Origin of the sequence: Streptomyces sp. SLBN-118 (assembly GCF_006715635.1) — a bacterium.
Classification (GTDB): Bacteria; Actinomycetota; Actinomycetes; order Streptomycetales; family Streptomycetaceae; genus Streptomyces.
Map to the genome: position 1 here is coordinate 3211506 of NZ_VFNP01000002.1, position 17138 is coordinate 3228643.

Sequence of the window (17138 nt, forward strand, 5' to 3'; positions counted from 1 at the left end):
AAAGCCGCTCGCATGGCCCGTACAACTACCGCTAGCGTGCGGGCCATGAGAACTCACGACACCGACGCCTCTCTCTGTTACGCGGAGGTGCTTCGCGAGCTGCGGATCGCCGGGACACTGATCGCGCACGCGGGCGGCACGCAGGTGGATGTACGCGAGCGCACGGCGTGACTCTTCTCGTCGCCCTCGCGGTCCTCGTGGCCGCCGTCACGCACGCCAGTTGGAACGCCATCGCGCACACCATCAAGGACCAGATGGTCGCGTTCACACTGATCGCCGGCGGCGGCACCGTGATCGGGGCCGTGCTCGCCTGCTTCACGCCGCTGCCCGCCGCGGCCGCCTGGCCCTGCCTCATCGCCTCCGCGTTGCTCCACATCGGCTATCAGGCGCTGCTGATGCGCTCGTTCAGCCTGGGCGACTTCGGCCAGATGTATCCGATCGCACGCGGTACTGCGCCGCTGGTCGTGACCGTGCTCGCGGTGCTGTTCGTCGGCGAGAGCCTCAGCGCCTGGCAGCTGGCCGGTGTCGTCATCGCATCGGCCGGCCTGGTGGGCGTGGCCCTGTGGGGCATGAAGGGCTCGGGCGCCCGTCCGCACTGGCCCGCGCTGCTGGCCGCGCTGGCGACCGGTCTGTCCATCGCCGCGTACACGGTCGTGGACGGTGTCGGCGTACGCGCCTCGGGGACGCCGCTCGGCTATATCGCCTGGCTGATGATCCTGGAGGGGACGGCGATCCCGGCGTACACGTTCTATGTCCACCGGGGCGCGCTGTCGGCCCGGTTGCGCCCGTACGCGGCCCGCGGGCTGCTCGGCGCGGCGCTCTCGGTCGCGGCGTACGGGCTGGTTCTGTGGGCGCAGACCCGCGCGCCGCTGGCGCCGGTGGCGGCGCTGCGCGAGTCGTCGATCATCGTGGGAGCGGCGATCGGAGCGCTGTTCTTCAAGGAACGCTTCGGCGGCCCGAGAATCGCGGCGGCCGGCCTGATGGTGGTGGGGATCGGACTGATGCTGCGGGCGAGCTGACGCTCGTCGAACCACGCGGGGCGTTCCAGGCGTCCCTTCCGGCATGGGGATGATCTCGCACCGGGCACATCAGCTGCTCCGCTTCGGCTGGCTGCAGGCCCGCTGCTGCGTGTTCGCGTTCGCGCTCGTCGGCGGCATAGCGGTCTCGCGCCTGCTGCCCGACGACCTGCCGATTGCCCGCTACGACCTGGTGCTGGTGTACGGGGTCCTGCTCGCGGCTCTCGCCAGGAAGGTGGGGTGGGACAGCGCCCGCGACACCGCTGTGATCGCCGGGTGCCATCTGATCGGGCTGATCTTCGAGCTGGTCAAGGTACGGATGGGCTCCTGGAGCTACCCGGAACAGGCACTGACGAAGGTCGCGGGCGTGCCGCTGTACGGCGGATTTCTGTATGCGGCCGTGGGCAGCTACGTCTGCCGGGCCTGGCACCTGTTCGACCTGCGCCTGGACGGCTACCGGCCCCGGATGATGGCGGCGATCGCCGGTGCGGTCTATGTGAACTTCTTCAGCCACCACTGGCTGCCCGACCTCCGCTGGGCGCTGGCCGCTCTGCTCGTGTGCGCCACCGCCGGGACCTGGGTGCGGTACCGGGTGGGAGCGCGGCACCACCGCATGCCGCTCGCCCTGTCGTTCGTGCTCATCGGGTTCTTCCTCTGGATCGCGGAGAACATCGCGACGTACGCGGGCGCATGGAGCTATCCGGACCAGCTCGGCGGCTGGCAGCCGGTGTCCGTGGCGAAGTTCGGGGCATGGGCGCTGCTGATCACCGTGACCTTCGTCCTGGCGGCCGGGCAGCGCCGCCGGACACCCCAACTGTCCTAGGGCGTGGGTTCACTCGCCCTCGACGACCTGCATGAACGCCGAGTTCACCGCCAGCAGTCCCCCGTCCACCCGCAGCGTCGTCCGCGTCCACGTCGGTGACCAGAACGCGGGCGCCTTCGGCCGCGAGCCGTCGCGCGGTCGCCTCGCCGATGCCGCGCCCCGCGCCCGTGATCAGTACGCCGTACCCCTCGAAACGGCTCGTCGCGCCGCTCATAGCGCCGAACGTACCGCCCTGATCAGTGCCTGGGCGCGGGGATCGGCCGTAACCCCCTTGCGCAGCCCGTTGGTTACATAACCGAGCGCGACGCCCGACTCGGGGTCGGCGAAGCCGAGCGAGCCGCCGCGGCCGGGGTGGCCGAAGGAGCCGGGGCCGAGCAGGGGGCAGGCGGGGCCGTGGAGCATGAAGCCGAGGCCGAGGCGGGTGGGGACGATCAGGACGCGGTCGGGGCCGACGGATTCCTCGGTGCGGGCGAGGGTGAGGGTGGCCGGGGCGAAGAGGCGGGGGACGCCGCCTTCGACCTCGCCGATCGTGGCGGCGTAGAAGCGGGCGAGGGCGCGGGCGGTGGATATGCCGTTGGAGGCGGGAAGTTCGGCGGCGCGGTAGGCGGGGTCGTTCTCGTCGGGCAGCGGGTCGATCGCCCCGAAGGCGCGCCGGGTGAGGGATTCGGGGTTGCGGTAGGCCTCGGCGACGGCGGGCTTGGGGCGCAGGGTGAGCCCGCCGCCGGCCGCCGTGGCGGGCTCGGCGACCGGGCCGATCCGGCCGACCCGGTGCGCCTCGTCCTGCGGCAGGCCGATCCAGAAGTCCAGGCCGAGCGGGCGGGCGATCTCCTCGGCGACCCAGCGGCCGATGGTGCGGCCGGTGACGCGGCGGACCAGTTCGCCGAGCAGCCAGCTGTAGCTCTGGGCGTGGTAGCCGTGGTCGGTGCCCGGCTCCCAGGCGGGGCGCTGCGCGGCGATCGCGGCCGGTCCGCTCACCGCGTCGGCCGCCCGGGCCGGGATGAGCGGGCGGTCGAGGGCGGGCAGCCCGGCGCGGTGCGAGAGCAACTGGCGTACGAGGACGCGTTCCTTGCCCGCCGCCTTGAACTCGGGCCAGTACGTGCCGACCGGGGCATCCAGGTCGATCTGCCCGCGCTGGTGGAGCAGGAGGACGACGGCCGCGGCGACGCCCTTGGTCACGGAGCGGACGATCTGGGCGGTGTCCAGGGCCCAGGGGTCCTCGCCGTCCACGTCGCGGGACCCGGCCCACAGGTCGACGACCTTGCGCCCGTCCCGGTAGACGGCGACGGCCGCACCGCGCTCGCCCCGCTGTTCGAAGTTGCGCACGAAGGCGTCCATGACCGGCTCGAAGCCTTCCGCCACCGTGCCCCGGACGTCCACCGCGCCTGTTCTGCCGCTCCCGCTCATGCCCCCATGGTGCAACGTGGTACCGACAAGGTGACTGGCAGGTCAGCTCAAGACAATCGCGAGGGCGCCGAGCCGTGACGGGGTGGCGTCACGGGGACCACGGACTGCGGGTTGAAGCCGAACGGCAGCTCCAGACGGTGCGCGCGCATCAGCTCTTCGTCGCTCAGCAGTTCCTGCGTGGGACCGTCCGCCGCGATCACGCCCTCGCTGAGGATCACCGCGCGCGGGCACAGCTCCAGCGCGTACGGGAGATCGTGCGTGACCATCAGCACCGTGACGTCCAACGACCTCAGGATGTCGGCCAGTTCGCGCCTGGATGCCGGGTCGAGGTTGGACGAGGGCTCGTCCAGTACGAGGATCTCGGGCTCCATCGCGAGCACCGTGGCGACTGCGACCCGGCGCCGCTGCCCGAAGGAGAGATGGTGCGGCGGCCGGTCCGCGAACTCCGCCATGCCGACCTGGGTCAGCGCGGAGACGACCCGTGCCTCCAGCTCCGGTCCGCGGATGCCCGCCGCCGCGGGGCCGAAGGCCACGTCCTCGCGGACCGTCGGCATGAACAGCTGGTCGTCCGGGTCCTGGAAGACGATGCCGACCCGCCGGCGGATCTCCGCGAGGTTCGCCCTGGCGACCGGGAGGCCGGCGACCGTCACCGAGCCCACGCCGCCGGTCAGGATGCCGTTGAGGTGCAGGACGAGCGTGGTCTTGCCCGCGCCGTTGGGCCCGAGCAGGGCCACCCGCTCGCCGCGGTCCACGGTCAGGTCGACCCCGAACAGGGCCTGGTGGCCGTCGGGGTAGGCGTAGGCGAGGCCGCTGACCTCGAGAGATGCGGTGGTCATAGGGTCCAGCCAAGCAGACAGACCGCGAGGGCGGTGAGCGGGAGTGCGGCGGCGTACGTCCACTGCGCGCGGCTCGCGGTCACCTCGTCGATGACCGGCATGGTGCCCGTGTACCCCCGGCTCACCATCGCCAGATGCACGCGCTCCCCGCGCTCGTAGGAGCGGATGAACAGGGCACCCGCGGATTTGCCGAGGACGCCCCAGTGACGGATGCCGCGCGCCTCGAAGCCGCGCGACCTGCGGGCGATCGACATCCGGCGCATCTCGTCCGTGATGACATCGCCGTAACGGATCATGAAGGACGCGATCTGGACGAGCATCGGCGGCAGTCTGAGCCGTTGCAGACCGAGCAAAAGGGCGCGCAGCTCGGTAGTCGAGGCGAGGATCACGGAGGCGGCGACGCCGAGCGTGCCCTTGGCCAGGACGTTCCAGGCGCCCCAGAGTCCGGGGACGCTCACCGACAGGCCCAGCACCTGCACCTGCTCGCCCGGGACGACGAAGGGCATCAGGACCGCGAACGCCACGAACGGGATCTCGATCAGCAGGCGTCGCAGCAGAAACCCGGCGGGGATACGGGCCAGGGCAGCGACCGCGATGAGCAGCACCGCGTACAGGGCGAAGGCCCAGACGGCCTCGCGCGGCGTCAGGACCACGACCAGGACGAAGCAGAGGACGGCGGTGAGCTTGCAGTGCGGGGGCAGGTCATGGACCGGTGAGTGGCCGTGCCGGTAGAGCTTGTGGGTGTGGCCCGCGCCCATGTCAGACGGCTTCCGGTACGCGGGTGGGGTCGGCATGCGTCGTACGGCGGCGGCGGACCGACCAGACGATGCCCGTGCCAGCGACGACGGTGACACCGACGCCGATCACGCCCGCCAGGCCTCCCGAGAGCCGGGCGTCGGAGATGTCCTTGACGCCGTAGTCGGCGAGCGGGGAGTCCTTGGCGGCGTGTTCCTCGACGTGTCTGTCGATGCCCTTGTCCGCGGCGACCTTCTCCAGGCCGTCGGGGCTTGAGGAGGCGTAGAAGGAGCCGAAGCCCGCAAGGACGAGGGCGGTGACCAGGCCCGTCGCCCAGACCGCGCGGGGGTGGGGGTACCTCCCACGCCGAAGGCTGTGGGGGAGGGCGGCGACGGGCACGGGCCGGGCGGCGACCGGGGCGTCCACCAGCTCGCCGCCGACGCGCAGCTTGAGAGGGGCGGCCAGGCCCCGGGCCCCGTGGACGAGGTCCGGCCGGACGGCGACGACCGCGCCGACCGTGAGCATCGTGATCAGGGCCTCGCCGATGCCGATCAGGACATGGACGCCGACCATCGCGGTCAGCACCTTGCCGACGGGGACGTCGGTGGTCCCTCCGATTGCGTAGATGACGGTGAAGACGGTGGCCGCGGCGGGCACGGAGATCAGCGCCGCGGCGAAGGAGGCGGCGGCGATCGCACGGCGCCCGCGAGGCAGCACCCTGACCAGGCCGCGGAAGAGCGCGTAGGCGACGACGACGGTGACCACACCCATGACGGTGATGTTCACGCCGAGCGCGGTGAGACCGCCGTCCGCGAAGAGGATGCCCTGCATCAGGAGCACGACGGACAGGCAGAGCACGCCGGTGTACGGACCGACGAGGATCGCGGCGAGCGCCCCGCCCAGCAGATGACCGCTGGTGCCGACGGCGACGGGGAAGTTCAGCATCTGCACGGCAAAGATGAACGCGGCGACCAGACCGGCCAGCGGCGCCGTGCGCTCTCCCCCATGGCCTTCGGCATGGGAGGTACCCCCGAGCTCACGGCGGGCGCCACGCAGGCTGACGGCGACCGCACCGGCGGCCACGACTCCGGCCCCCACCGAGACCGGGGCGTTGATGAATCCGTCGGGGACATGCATGTCGGACTCCGCTTCGGACAGATGAATAACTGTTCAATGATAGAGCCTTGTTGCAAACGACTTGCAAGAGCGGGTCTGTCACAAATGAAGGTCGAGTTTCAGGCCCAAAATATGGGACATTAGATGACAAAGAGGGCGAGTGTGAGGAGTCGTTCGATGTCCGCAGTCGTCGAAGATCATGCATCGGCCCGGATCGTCACTGACGCTCCGCAGAACCGCACCGTCCAGGTCGTACTGGGCTACGACCCCGACGAGGACCCGCAAGCCGTGTGCTTCGCGTTCCCCAGCGGCCGCGCCTGGAGCTTCCCGCGCGAGCTGCTGGAAACGGGGCTGCGCGCCCCCACTCGCAAGGGCGACATCGAGGTCTGGCCGTGCGGCCGCGTCCAGACGGTGGTGGAGTTCCATACCCCGGACGGCGTAGCGGTGGTTCAGTTCGATTCGAAGGTGCTGGCCCGCTTCCTTCGGCACACATACGCGATGGCCGCACCCACCACCACCGGGTGATGACTGCGGCCATCGACTGCCGCGACGTGGCTCCGTCCCAGGAGCTTCGTCGCCAGGCAGCGTCGTCAACCCGCCTGCGCCCGGTCTTCAGGCGGACGACGCTACTTTGATGCCATCTCCGGCACCTAGACGCGCGCCAGCTCGCGCTCCTCGTCCGGGTCCTCGCGGCTGCCCGCGAGTTCCTTGTGCAGCTTCTCGCCCTCGACATCCACATTGGGCAGCACCCGGTCCAGCCAGCGCGGCAGCCACCACGCCTTGTGGCCGAGCAGCGCGAGGACCGCGGGCACGATCGCCATCCGGACCACGAAAGCGTCGAAGAAGACCGCGATCGCGAGGCCGAAGCCGATCATCTTGATCATCTGGTCACTGGAGCCGATGAAGCCGGAGAAGACCGCGATCATGATCACGGCCGCAGCCGTGACCACACGCGCCCCGTGCTTGAAACCGGTGACGATCGCCTCGCCGGGCCGCTGACCGTGGACGTACGCCTCACGCATGCGGGTGACCAGGAAGACCTCGTAGTCCATGGCCAGACCGAAGACGACGCCCACCATGAAGATCGGCATCATCGACATGATCGGGCCGGTCTGCTCCACGCCGAACAGCGAGCCGAGCCGGCCCCACTGGAAGACGGCGACGACCGCGCCGAGCGCCGCGACGACCGAGAGCAGGAAGCCGAGGGCCGCCTTCAGCGGGACCAGGACCGAGCGGAAGACCACCATCAGCAGCAGGAAGGCGAGTCCGACCACGAGCGCGAGATAGGGCAGCAGCGCGTCGTTCATCCTCTGCGAGAAGTCGATGTTCATCGCCGTCGCGCCGGTGACCAGCACGTCGTCGCCGCTGCCGTCCCTGATGGAGTGGACGAGGTCCTCGGTCTCGAGCGAGGACGGCCTGTCCTTCGGTACGACCGTGATCATCGCGGTGTCGCCGGACTTGTTGAGGGTCGGCGGGGTCACGGCCACGACGCCGTCGAGACCCTTGATGTGCTTGACCGTGCGGTCGGCCGTGCCCTTGTCGCCGTCGACGACGACCAGCAGCGGGCCGTTGAAGCCTGGGCCGAAGCCGTCGGACAGCAGGTCGTACGCCTTGCGCTGCGTGGTGCTGACCGGCTGGGAGCCGTCGTCGGGCAGGCCCAGCTCGAGCGAGGCTGCCGGTATCGCCATCGCGCCGAGGCCCACCACACCGGCGAGCAGCACGGTGATCGGGCGGCGCAGGACGAAACGGGACCAGCGGGTGCCCATGTTCGGCTTGTCGCTCGTCTCCTTGCCCTTGCGGACCTTGCGGCCGAGCACCCGCTTGCCGGCGAAGCCGAGCAGCGCGGGTATCAGGGTAAGAGCGATCAGGACCGCGATCACGACCGTGCCGGCGGCCGCGAAGCCCATCTTGGTGAGCATCGGGATGTTGACGACGGCGAGGCCGACGAGCGCGATCACCACGGTCAGGCCCGCGAAGACGACCGCGGAACCGGCGGTCCCCACAGCCCGGCCTGCGGCTTCCTCACGTTCGCGGCCCTCGGCGAGTTCGGCGCGGTAGCGGGAGACGATGAAGAGCGCGTAGTCGATGCCGACCGCGAGGCCGATCATCGTCGCGAGCGTCGACGTGGTGGAGCCCAGGTCGAGGACGTTCGCCAGCGCGGTGATCGTCGAGATCCCGATGCCGACGCCGATGATCGCGGTGAGCAGCGGAAGTCCGGCGGCGACCAGCGAGCCGAAGGTGATGACGAGGACGACCGCGGCGATGGAGACACCGATGATCTCGCCCGACCCGGTCTCCGGGGCGGCCTGCAGCGCGTCGCCGCCGATCTCGACGGTCAGCCCGCTCTCGCGCGCATGGTCGCCGGTCTCCTTCAGCGCCTCACGCGTCTTGTCGGTCAGCTCCATCCCGCTGACCTTGTACGTGACCGATATGTACGCCGTGCCGCCATCCTGGGAGACGGCCTTGGCGGCGAACGGGTCGTTGACGGAAGCCACCTGGTCGGAGCCGGCCTTCAGCGCGGTGACCGCCTTGTTCACCTCGGCCTTGTTGGCCGGTTCGGTCATCTTGCGGCCGTCGGGCGCCTTGAAGACGACCCGCGCGGTCGCCCCGTCGGGGCTGGCTCCGGGGAAGCGCTCTTCCAGCAGGTCGAAGGCCTTCTGCGCCTCCGTTCCCGGCATCGAGAACGACGACGAGGCGGCGGTGGACGCGGAGGCCGCGCCGACTCCGGCGAGCACCAGCAGCGCCACCCACAGCAGGGCGACGAGTCGGCGGCGCCGGAAGGCGGACCGCCCGAGTTTGTAGAGGAACGTGGCCACGAGGGCGTACTCCCGTTTGTGAGGTGAACAGGGCATGGGGAGCCGGCCCGACGACGAGAGCGGTTGCGCGTCAGGGTGGTGCTGGGTGGTGCGGGGAGGTCTGTGCGTCAGAGGCCGAGGGCGGGGAGGACCACGGCGTCCAGGTAGTCGGTGAGGAAGATCCGGTCGGGGTCCCGGTCCTCGATCAGCTGCCGGGCGACGAAGGCGCCGACCAGCATGTGCGGGACGAAGTCGAGTGCGCGGTTGTCCACGCTGACCTCACCCCTTTCCACGGCCCGCCGCAGCAGCGTGTCGAGTCCGGTGATCTCGGGCTCGATCAGCAGCTCGCGCAGGGCGCGGTGGAGATCGGGGTTGCCATGAATGGCCTGGGCCAGACCCCGCATCAGCGCGGAGTCCTTCTCCATCTGACAGTCGTCGGTGCGCTCCACCATGGCGTGAAAGTCGCCACGCAGAGTGCCGGTGTCGATGTCGGCGACGTTCACCGGCTGGTTGTGCCGCATCGCCGTGACGACCAGTTCCGGCTTGCTCCGCCACTGGCGGTAGAGCGTGGCCTTGCTGGACCGGGTCCGGGCGGCGACGGCGTCCATCGTCAGGGCGTCGTAGCCGACCTCGCGCAGCAGGTCGAGCACGGCTTCGTACAGCTCTGCCTCGCGCTCGGGCGTGAGCCGGCTGCGTACTGTCATGGTCGACCTCCTCCCATCCGAACGAAACGGTTTCGTACACCTCGACGGTAGCCCAGACCGTCCGCGAAACGAAACCGTTTCGCTTGTGTCCTGGGTCACGACTCGAACGCACCCCGGCCCCACAAGTTGCCGCGCCCCCTGGGCGCGGAAAGCATTGGGGGGTGAGTGACGACGTCGCGTATCTCCGTTTCCCGCATCTGCACGACGACTTGCTGTGCTTCGCCGCCGAGGACGATCTCTGGATCGCACCCCTGGTACCGGCCGGGCACCCACCGGGACGCGGCTGGCGCCTCACCGTCGACCGCACGCGGGTCGGCCACCCGCGCTTCTCCCCCGACGGCAGCCAGATCGCCTACACGACCTGGCGCAGCCTCGACCCGGAGATCCATCTGGCACCGGTCTCCGGCGGGCCGTCGCAGCGCCTCAGCTACTGGGGCTCCACCGACACCCGGGTCTGCGGCTGGGACCCCGACGGCAACGTCCTCGCCGTCTCCTCCCACGGCCAGCCCTTCTCCTACTTCTCCTGGGGCTACAAGGTGGCCACCGACGGCTCCCCCGGCAAGCGGCTGCCCTGGGGCCCGGTCTCCGACATCCAGGTCGCCGACATCGACGGAGAACACCGCACCCTGCTGCTCACCGGCAAGCCTCCCCACGAACCGGCCGGGTGGAAGCGCTACCGGGGCGGGGCCACCGGACGGCTCTGGCTGCACGGGGAGCGGCTGCTGGCCGATGTGCAAGGGCATCTGGACTGCCCGATGTTCGTCTCGGGACGTATCGCGTTCCTCTCCGACCACGAGGGCGTGGGCAATCTCTACTCCTGCCTGCCCGACGGGACCGGCCTCGCGCGCCATACCGACCATGACGCCTTCTATGCCAGGCACGCATCGAGCGACGGTCGCAGGGTGGTCTACCAGTGCGCGGGCGACCTGTGGATCGTCGACGATCTGACCGTGCCCGGCGCCCGGCCGCGCAAGCTGGAGGTACGGCTCGGCGGGCCGCGTGCCGGACGGCGGACCTATCAGGTCCCGGCCGCCAGCCACGTGGACTCGATCTCGGTGGACACGACGGGCCGGGCGAGCGCGGTCACCGTGCGCGGCAGTCTGTACTGGCTCACGCACCGCGACGGGCCCGCCCGCGCGATCGCGGACATCGTGGGCGTACGGGTCCGGATGCCGGAGATGCTCGGCACCGGCGGCCAGGTCGCGTATGTCACGGACGCGGAGGGCGAGGACGCCGTCGAGATCGCGTACCTGCCGAGGGCGAGCGGCGACCGGGAGCCGCGGCGGCTGGCCGCCGGGGAACTGGGCCGCGTCCAGGAGCTTGTCTCGGACCCGGAAGGGCAGCGGCTCGCGATCGCCTCGCACGACGGGCGCCTGCTGCTGATCGACGCGGCCGAGGAGTCCGGGGGCACCTCCCCGGCCGACAGCTCCGGTGGAGGGGAAGTGACCGAACTGATCCGCTCCGTCAACGGGCCGGTCCGCGATCTCGCCTTCTCCCCCGACGGTGACTGGCTCACCTGGTCCCAGCCGGGCATCGGCCGCTCGCTGCGGCAGATCAAGATGGCCCGGATCAAGGACCGCACGATCGTCGATGTCACCAACGGCCGCTTCGAGGACGAGAATCCGGTCTTCACGCGGGACGGCCGCTATCTCGCCTTCCTCTCCTGGCGGGGCTTCGACCCGGTGTACGACGTGCACACCGGGGACCTGTCCTTCCCGCTGGGCTGCCGCCCCTATCTCGTACCGCTGTCGTCGGCGACACCCTCGCCGTTCGCCCTGCTGCCGGACGGGCGGCCCGCGGCGGGCGGGCTCGATCCGCTGGACGAGCCGGCGGAAGGGGTCGCGGAAGGGACGGTGACCGTCGAGGTGGAGGGCCTTGAGAGCCGGGTGACGCCCTTCCCCGTGGCGGCGTCCAAGTACTCGGCGCTGCGGCCCGTCAGCGGTGGCGGCCTTGTCTGGCTGCGCTGGCCGATCTCCGGGGCGCTCGGCGAGACCTTCGCCAATCCGGCGGACCCCTCGCACCGCCCCACGCTGGAGCACTTCGACATCACCAAGGCCCGCAAGACCGAACTGGTCGGACATCTCGACTGGTTCGCGGTCAGCGGGGACGGCAGCCGGCTGGTGGTCATGGACGACGGGGAGCTGCGCGCCGTCCCGGCGACCGAGTCCGGGGACAGCGACTCGACGGTCTATCTGGACCTGCGCCGGATCATGCACGAGGTGGATCCGGCGTCGGAGTGGCGCCAGGCCTACGGGGAGGCGGGCCGCATCGTCCGCGCGTTCTTCTGGGAGCCGGGGATGTGCGGCATCGACTGGGAGGCGGTGCTCGACCAGTACCGCCCGCTGGTCGAACGGGTCGCGTCGCCGGACGAGTTCGCCGACCTGCTGCGCGAGGTACTGGGCGAGCTGGGCACCTCGCACGCGTACGTGACCGGAGCGCGGCGCAACGAAGGGCCGCCGCACTACCAGCGGGCCATGGGGCTGCTGGGCGCGAACCTGGTCTGCCGGGACGGCAGTTGGCTGGTGAGCCGGATTCTTCCCGGCGAGTCCTCGGACTCCAAGGCCCGCTCACCCCTGGCCGGTACGGGCATCCGCGAAGGCGCGGTCCTCACCCATGTCGACGGCCGCCCCGTCGATCCGGTGACCGGCCCCTACCCCATGCTCTCGGCGGCGGGCGGCACGACGGTCGAGCTGACCTTCCGGCCCCCCGAGGGCGAGGGTCCCGCGCGGCGGGTGGCGATCGTCCCGCTGGTGGACGAGCGGCCGCTGCGCTACCAGGACTGGGTGGCCAAACGCCGTGAGGTGGTACTGGAGTTGAGCGGCGGGAAATGCGGCTACCTCCACATCCCGGACATGGGCGGCTCGGGCTGGGCGCAGTTCAACCGCGATCTGCGCAGGGAGATGTCACGCCCGGCGCTGATCGTCGACGTCCGGGGCAACGCCGGCGGCCACATCAGTGAGCTGGTGGTGGAGAAGCTGACCCGGAAGATCATCGGCTGGGACCTGACACGGGACGCCCAGCCCGTCTCGTACGCCTCGAACGCGCCACGCGGTCCGGTGGTCGCGCTGGCGGACGAGGCGACGTCCTCGGACGGCGACATGATCACGGCGGCGTTCAAACTGCTGGGCCTGGGTCCGGTGGTGGGCAGCCGGACCTGGGGCGGCGTGGTGGGCATGACGGGCCGCCACCGCCTCGGCGACGGCACGGTGATCACGGTCCCGATGAACGCGGCCTGGTTTGACGCATACGGCTGGGGAATCGAAAACCACGGCGTGGACCCGGACCTGGACGTACTGCGCACCCCCCTGGACTGGGCGGAGGGCCGCCACGTGCAACTGGACGACGCGATCCAACTGGCCCTGGATCTGCTGAAAACGCACCCGATGGCGATGCCCCCGGACTACTCCGGCGCCCCGGACCTGCGCAGGCCGAAGCTGCCGCCGCGGGGGGCCTGAGGGGCGCGGGCTTTCGCGAGGGCGCGGGCTTTCGCGAGGGCGCGGGCTTTCGTGGAGCCGCGGGCTTGAGTGGCCTGAAGGGGCTTGAAGGACGCCTGGCTCATTTACGCAGACGCCGGTCCATCGCCATCGACAGCTCCGCCTCGACGACGCTCTTCGCCAGCGGGCGCAGCCTGTCCACCTCGCCCTGCGGGGTGTGGGCGCTCAGCACGTCGACGAACAGGTCCGCCAGCGCCTCCGCGTGGACGCGGACCCGGCGGGCGGCGTCCAGGACCGCCGACAGCGGAACTCCCTCGCGTACGAGCGCGGCAGAGACGTCCAGCAGACGGCGGCTGATGTGAACGATCTCGTCGCCGTCGGTCGCCAGGTACCCGAGGTCCAGCGCGGCGGCGAGATTCTCGGGAGTGACCTCGCCCTCGAAGTAGTCGGCCAGGTCCTCCGGGCTGAGCCGGACCGGGGTCTCCTCGGTGGGCTCGCCCAGGCCGAGCACCTCGCCGACGTCCCGGCCGCTCTCGAACGCGGTGGCCAGATCGGCGATGCCGTTCAGCGTGTGGCCCCGCTCCAGCAGCGCCGCGATCGTACGGAGCCTGGCCAGGTGGTGCTCGTCGTACCAGGCGATGCGGCCCTCGCGGCGTGGCGGCTGTATCAGCCCACGCTCGCGGTAGAAGCGCAAGGTGCGCACCGTGATGCCGGCCTCCTTGGCCAGCTCCTCCATGCGGTACTCGCGTACGTCTGCCACAGGGGAAGCCTATGTTGTACCGCCGGTAACTTGTCGCGCCCTACCCCTACCGCGAGATATGCCGCTGCCTTACCCTCCCAACTGTGCCAGTAATTGCTGGCAGGGTTGTGACCTTCACCGGGGAGGCGGCGGCATGGGCCGGCACGAGCACGTACGGGTCGCGGTGATCGGATCCGGATTCGGTGGCCTGGGGGCCGCGGTCCGGCTGCGCCGCGAAGGGATCACCGACTTCGTCGTACTGGAACGCGCCGGCTCGGTCGGCGGGACATGGCGGGACAACAGCTATCCCGGGTGCGCCTGCGACGTGCCCTCGCACCTCTACTCCTTCTCCTTCGCGCCCAACCCCGACTGGCCGCGCACCTTCTCGGGGCAGGAGCACATCCGCGCCTACCTGGAGCATGTCGCCGACACCTTCCGGCTGCGCTCCCACATGCGCCTCGACCACGAAGTGCTGATGATGCGCTGGGACGGCGACCGGCTGCGCTGGGAGATCCAGACCTCCAAAGGGACGCTGACCGCCGACGTGGTCGTCTCCGCGACCGGGCCGCTCTCCGACCCGAAGGTCCCTGGCATTGCGGGTCTGGCCGACTTCCCCGGCAAGGTCTTCCACTCCTCCCGCTGGGACCACGACTACGACCTGCGCGGCAAGCGCGTCGCGATGATCGGGACCGGGGCGTCCGCGATCCAGATCGTGCCCGCGATCCAGCCGCAGGCAGGCAGGCTGACGCTGTTCCAGCGGACGCCGCCGTGGGTGCTGCCGCGGATGGACCGAAAGATCAGCGGGATCGAGCGCTGGCTGCACCGGCAGCTGCCGTTCACCGGGACCGCGCGCCGCGGGCTGCTCTGGGGAATCAGGGAGCTGCAGGTCAGCGCCTTCACCAAACGGCCGAACGAGCTCGGGCTCATCGAATCGCTCGCCAAGGCGAATATGGCCAAGTCCATCAAGGACCCCGCAATGCGGGCCCGGTTGACGCCCTCGTACCGCATCGGCTGCAAGCGGATCCTGCTGTCGAGCGACTACTACCCGGCGCTGGCACAGCCGAATGTGGACGTCGTCGCCTCGGAGCTGAGCGAGGTGCGCGGATCGACGGTCGTGGCGGCCGACGGCACGGAGGCCGAGGTCGACGCGATCATCTTCGGTACGGGATTCCATGTGACCGACCTGCCGATCGCCGAGCGCGTCGTCGGCGCCGACGGGATCACGCTGGCCGAGTCCTGGAAGGACGGAATGCAGTCGCTGCGCGGTGCCACCGCCGCCGGTTTCCCCAACTGGATGACGATCATCGGCGCCAACACGGGCCTCGGGAACTCCTCGATGATCCTGATGATCGAGTCGCAGCTCAGCTACATGGCCGACTACATGCGCCTGCTCACGGTGCTCGGGGGGCGCGCGGCGCTGGCCGCCCGGCCGTCCGCGGTGGCCGCGTGGAACCGGCGGGTGCAGGAGCGGATGGAGCGGACGGTGTGGAAGACCGGCGGCTGCAACAGCTGGTACCTGGACGCGAACGGGCGCAACACCACGCTGTGGCCGGGGACGACGGGAGAGTTCCGGCGGGAGACGCGGCATGTGGACCTCGCGGAGTACGAGGTCGTTCGGGTGCCCGCCACGTCCGCGGCGGTCGAGGCGACCGCGGAGGCCACCGAGTCCGTGGAGGTCCCGCGATGAGCCGGACGCTGACCGCCGTCTCCGCCGACGGTTCCCCGGTCCATGTCGAGGTCCACGGCCCGGACGGTGCGCCGGCCGTCGTGCTGGCGCACGGCTGGACCTGCTCGACCGAGTTCTGGGCCGCGCAGATAAGGGAGTTGGCGGCCGGTCACCGCGTCGTCGTCTACGACCAGCGCGGTCACGGGCGCACCGCGGCCGCCGCGGTGGGTACCGACGCACTCGCCGACGACCTGGAGGCCGTGCTCGGGGCGGTACTGGCTCCGGGCGAGAAGGCCGTGCTCGCCGGGCACTCCATGGGCGGGATGACACTCATGGCCGCCTCCGGGCGGGCCGCGTTCGCCGAGCACGCGGCCGCGGTACTGCTGTGCAGCACGGGCAGTTCGCGGCTGACCGACGAGTCGCTGGTGCTGCCGGTGCGCGCCGGACGGCTGCGGACCCGGATCACCCGGGCGGTGCTGGGGGCCCGGGCGCCGCTCGGGCCGGTGACGCCGGTCTCCAGGCGGATCCTCAAGTACGCGACGATGGGCCCCGGTTCGGCGCCGGAACGGGTCGCCGAGTGCGCCCGTATCGTGCACGCCTGCCCGAGGGCGTCACGGGTTGCCTGGGCGCGTGTGCTAGCCGGACTCGATCTCGACGCGGGCGTACGGGAGTTGAGGGTGCCCGCGATCGTGCTGGCGGGCACGGCCGACCGGCTCACTCCCATGGTGCACGCCCGGCGACTCGCCGACGCCCTGCCGCGGTGCCTGGAGCTCGTGGAGCTTGCCGGGATGGGCCATATGACGCCGGTGGAGGCTCCGGAGGCCGTCACTGCGAAGATCCGTGAACTGGTGGACACGTACCTGAACGCGAAGGAGGAGGCTGCATGAGCAGGACCAGCCTGGAGGGACAGGTCGCGGTCGTCACCGGCGCGGCGCGGGGCGTGGGCGAGCTGCTGGCCCGCAAACTGTCCGCGCGCGGCGCGAAGGTGGCGCTCGTGGGCCTGGAGCCGGACGAGCTGAAGAAGGTCTCGGAGCGGCTGCACGCCGAGAGCGACCACTGGTACGCGGACGTCACCGACCACGAGGCGATGGCGCGGGTCGCGCAGGAGGTCAAGGAGCGTTTCGGCAAGGTCGACATCGTCGTCGCGAACGCGGGCGTGGCGGCGGGCGGTCCACTCATGGACTCGGATCCGGTGTCGTGGCGCCGGGTGATCGAGGTCAACCTGATCGGCAGCGCGGTGACGGGGCGGGCGTTCCTGCCGGTCCTGGTGGAGAGCCGGGGGTATTTCCTGCAGATAGCGTCGCTGGCCGCGATCACCCCGGCGCCGATGATGACGGCGTACTGCGCGTCCAAGTCGGGCGTCGAGGCCTTCGCCCACAGCCTGCGCGCGGAGGCCGGCTACCGCGGCGTGGGGGTCGGTGTCGGCTACCTGTCCTGGACGGACACGGATCTGGTCCGGGGCGCGGACCAGGACGACGTGATGCGCGAGCTGCGGCAGCGGCTGCCGTGGCCGGCGAACAAGACGTATCCGCTCGGCCCGGCGGTGGACCGCATCGTGGCCGGGATCGAACGGCGGTCCTCGCATGTGTACGGGCAGTGGTGGCTGCGCGGGATGCAGTCGGTGCGGGGGTACCTGCCATCGCTCATCGGGATCGTGGGACAGCGCGAGATGCGGCGCTTCGCACCGCGCCTCGAGGGAGTCACGAAGGGGCTTGTGGGGGCGGGCGGCGCGGCGGACGAGGCTGCGCGTACGGAGCGTCATTGATCGAAATGCGCAGTGTGCCGGTGCGTGCCAGTCTGGTCGAGGTCCAAATCCCCGCACCTTGCTAGGGCCTGCCGTTCGGATCAGGCACGCGAGCCCGGCAAGATC

16 protein-coding genes are annotated in these 17138 nt (G+C 70.7%); 8 read left to right on the top strand and 8 right to left on the bottom strand.

Annotation, left to right across the window (positions count from 1 at the left end; translation table 11 throughout):
* Positions 1 to 45 precede the first annotated feature (45 nt).
* From FBY35_RS37585 to FBY35_RS33035, 3 genes are read left to right on the top strand one after another with little or no spacing between them, the layout of a single operon-like run.
* Positions 46 to 171, top strand: a complete 126-nt coding sequence (locus tag FBY35_RS37585; protein ID WP_260848894.1) for a hypothetical protein — start codon at positions 46 to 48, stop codon at positions 169 to 171.
* Positions 168 to 1019, top strand: a complete 852-nt coding sequence (locus FBY35_RS33030) for a DMT family transporter (RefSeq protein ID WP_142217588.1) — start codon at positions 168 to 170, stop codon at positions 1017 to 1019. Before FBY35_RS37585 ends, FBY35_RS33030 begins: the two co-directional genes overlap by 4 nt.
* Positions 1020 to 1062: 43 nt before the next feature.
* Complete coding sequence (locus FBY35_RS33035) at positions 1063 to 1839, top strand: DUF817 domain-containing protein (protein ID WP_142217589.1); 777 nt, start codon at positions 1063 to 1065, stop codon at positions 1837 to 1839.
* Here the strand turns inward: FBY35_RS33035 and FBY35_RS37590 are convergent.
* Genes FBY35_RS37590 through FBY35_RS33060 form a run of 5 tightly spaced genes read right to left on the bottom strand, consistent with a single transcriptional unit; the run spans position 1781 to position 5951 of the window.
* Complete coding sequence (locus FBY35_RS37590) at positions 1781 to 2053, bottom strand: SDR family NAD(P)-dependent oxidoreductase (RefSeq protein ID WP_142217590.1); 273 nt, start codon at positions 2051 to 2053, stop codon at positions 1781 to 1783. The two genes, FBY35_RS33035 and FBY35_RS37590, sit on opposite strands and share 59 nt — an antisense overlap.
* Positions 2050 to 3243: a serine hydrolase domain-containing protein gene (locus tag FBY35_RS33045; protein ID WP_142217591.1), complete on the bottom strand. Its 1194-nt coding sequence runs from the start codon at positions 3241 to 3243 to the stop codon at positions 2050 to 2052. Before FBY35_RS33045 ends, FBY35_RS37590 begins: the two co-directional genes overlap by 4 nt.
* Positions 3244 to 3290: 47 nt before the next feature.
* A complete protein-coding gene (locus FBY35_RS33050) occupies positions 3291 to 4079 on the bottom strand; it encodes an energy-coupling factor ABC transporter ATP-binding protein (RefSeq protein WP_142217592.1) in 789 nt (262 codons plus the stop codon).
* Complete coding sequence (gene cbiQ / locus FBY35_RS33055) at positions 4076 to 4837, bottom strand: cobalt ECF transporter T component CbiQ (RefSeq protein ID WP_142218300.1); 762 nt, start codon at positions 4835 to 4837, stop codon at positions 4076 to 4078. The genes FBY35_RS33050 and cbiQ overlap by 4 nt, the downstream gene beginning before the upstream one ends.
* Before the next feature lies 1 nt (position 4838).
* Entirely contained in the window at positions 4839 to 5951 is a 1113-nt protein-coding gene (locus FBY35_RS33060) for an energy-coupling factor ABC transporter permease (RefSeq protein WP_142217593.1), read from the bottom strand.
* A 156-nt stretch (positions 5952 to 6107) separates the two neighbouring features.
* Here FBY35_RS33060 and FBY35_RS33065 point away from each other — a divergent pair, with 156 nt between their 5' ends.
* Positions 6108 to 6455 (top strand): SsgA family sporulation/cell division regulator, encoded by a 348-nt coding sequence (locus FBY35_RS33065; RefSeq protein WP_142217594.1) that lies wholly within the window; start codon positions 6108 to 6110, stop codon positions 6453 to 6455.
* A 125-nt stretch (positions 6456 to 6580) separates the two neighbouring features.
* Here FBY35_RS33065 and FBY35_RS33070 read toward each other — a convergent pair whose 3' ends face one another.
* On the bottom strand, positions 6581 to 8746 hold the full coding sequence (locus tag FBY35_RS33070; protein ID WP_142217595.1) for an MMPL family transporter: 2166 nt from the start codon (positions 8744 to 8746) through the stop codon (positions 6581 to 6583).
* 107 nt (positions 8747 to 8853) lie between these two features.
* Positions 8854 to 9429, bottom strand: a complete 576-nt coding sequence (locus tag FBY35_RS33075; protein WP_142217596.1) for a TetR/AcrR family transcriptional regulator — start codon at positions 9427 to 9429, stop codon at positions 8854 to 8856.
* Positions 9430 to 9590: 161 nt separating this feature from the next.
* Here FBY35_RS33075 and FBY35_RS33080 point away from each other — a divergent pair, with 161 nt between their 5' ends.
* Positions 9591 to 12884, top strand: a complete 3294-nt coding sequence (locus FBY35_RS33080; RefSeq protein ID WP_142217597.1) for a S41 family peptidase — start codon at positions 9591 to 9593, stop codon at positions 12882 to 12884.
* 100 nt (positions 12885 to 12984) lie between these two features.
* Here the strand turns inward: FBY35_RS33080 and FBY35_RS33085 are convergent, their stop codons facing one another.
* Complete coding sequence (locus tag FBY35_RS33085; protein WP_142218301.1) at positions 12985 to 13599, bottom strand: MerR family transcriptional regulator; 615 nt, start codon at positions 13597 to 13599, stop codon at positions 12985 to 12987.
* A 157-nt stretch (positions 13600 to 13756) separates the two neighbouring features.
* Between FBY35_RS33085 and FBY35_RS33090 the strand changes: the two genes are divergently transcribed.
* From FBY35_RS33090 to FBY35_RS33100, 3 genes are read left to right on the top strand one after another with little or no spacing between them, the layout of a single operon-like run.
* On the top strand, positions 13757 to 15289 hold the full coding sequence (locus FBY35_RS33090) for an NAD(P)/FAD-dependent oxidoreductase (protein WP_142217598.1): 1533 nt from the start codon (positions 13757 to 13759) through the stop codon (positions 15287 to 15289).
* Positions 15286 to 16155 carry an alpha/beta fold hydrolase gene (locus FBY35_RS33095; RefSeq protein ID WP_142217599.1) on the top strand — a complete coding sequence of 290 codons (870 nt, stop codon included), beginning with the start codon at positions 15286 to 15288 and terminating at the stop codon, positions 16153 to 16155. Before FBY35_RS33090 ends, FBY35_RS33095 begins: the two co-directional genes overlap by 4 nt.
* Positions 16152 to 17033: an SDR family oxidoreductase gene (locus FBY35_RS33100; RefSeq protein WP_142217600.1), complete on the top strand. Its 882-nt coding sequence runs from the start codon at positions 16152 to 16154 to the stop codon at positions 17031 to 17033. Before FBY35_RS33095 ends, FBY35_RS33100 begins: the two co-directional genes overlap by 4 nt.
* Positions 17034 to 17138: the final 105 nt, after the last annotated feature.

What these genes read in the sequence shown, in the direction of transcription:
- FBY35_RS33045 (WP_142217591.1), bottom strand. Translation starts at nt 3,243, where the DNA reads ATGAGCGGGAGCGGCAGAACAGGCGCGGTGGACGTCCGGGGCACGGTG.
- FBY35_RS33065 (WP_142217594.1), top strand. Translation starts at nt 6,108, where the DNA reads ATGTCCGCAGTCGTCGAAGATCATGCATCGGCCCGGATCGTCACTGAC.
- FBY35_RS33095 (WP_142217599.1), top strand. Translation starts at nt 15,286, where the DNA reads ATGAGCCGGACGCTGACCGCCGTCTCCGCCGACGGTTCCCCGGTCCAT.
- FBY35_RS33100 (WP_142217600.1), top strand. Translation starts at nt 16,152, where the DNA reads ATGAGCAGGACCAGCCTGGAGGGACAGGTCGCGGTCGTCACCGGCGCG.
- FBY35_RS33090 (WP_142217598.1), top strand. Translation starts at nt 13,757, where the DNA reads ATGGGCCGGCACGAGCACGTACGGGTCGCGGTGATCGGATCCGGATTC.
- FBY35_RS33075 (WP_142217596.1), bottom strand. Translation starts at nt 9,429, where the DNA reads ATGACAGTACGCAGCCGGCTCACGCCCGAGCGCGAGGCAGAGCTGTAC.
- FBY35_RS37585 (WP_260848894.1), top strand. Translation starts at nt 46, where the DNA reads ATGAGAACTCACGACACCGACGCCTCTCTCTGTTACGCGGAGGTGCTT.
- FBY35_RS33035 (WP_142217589.1), top strand. Translation starts at nt 1,063, where the DNA reads ATGGGGATGATCTCGCACCGGGCACATCAGCTGCTCCGCTTCGGCTGG.
- cbiQ (WP_142218300.1), bottom strand. Translation starts at nt 4,837, where the DNA reads ATGGGCGCGGGCCACACCCACAAGCTCTACCGGCACGGCCACTCACCG.
- FBY35_RS33085 (WP_142218301.1), bottom strand. Translation starts at nt 13,599, where the DNA reads ATGGAGGAGCTGGCCAAGGAGGCCGGCATCACGGTGCGCACCTTGCGC.
- FBY35_RS37590 (WP_142217590.1), bottom strand. Translation starts at nt 2,053, where the DNA reads ATGAGCGGCGCGACGAGCCGTTTCGAGGGGTACGGCGTACTGATCACG.
- FBY35_RS33050 (WP_142217592.1), bottom strand. Translation starts at nt 4,079, where the DNA reads ATGACCACCGCATCTCTCGAGGTCAGCGGCCTCGCCTACGCCTACCCC.
- FBY35_RS33060 (WP_142217593.1), bottom strand. Translation starts at nt 5,951, where the DNA reads ATGCATGTCCCCGACGGATTCATCAACGCCCCGGTCTCGGTGGGGGCC.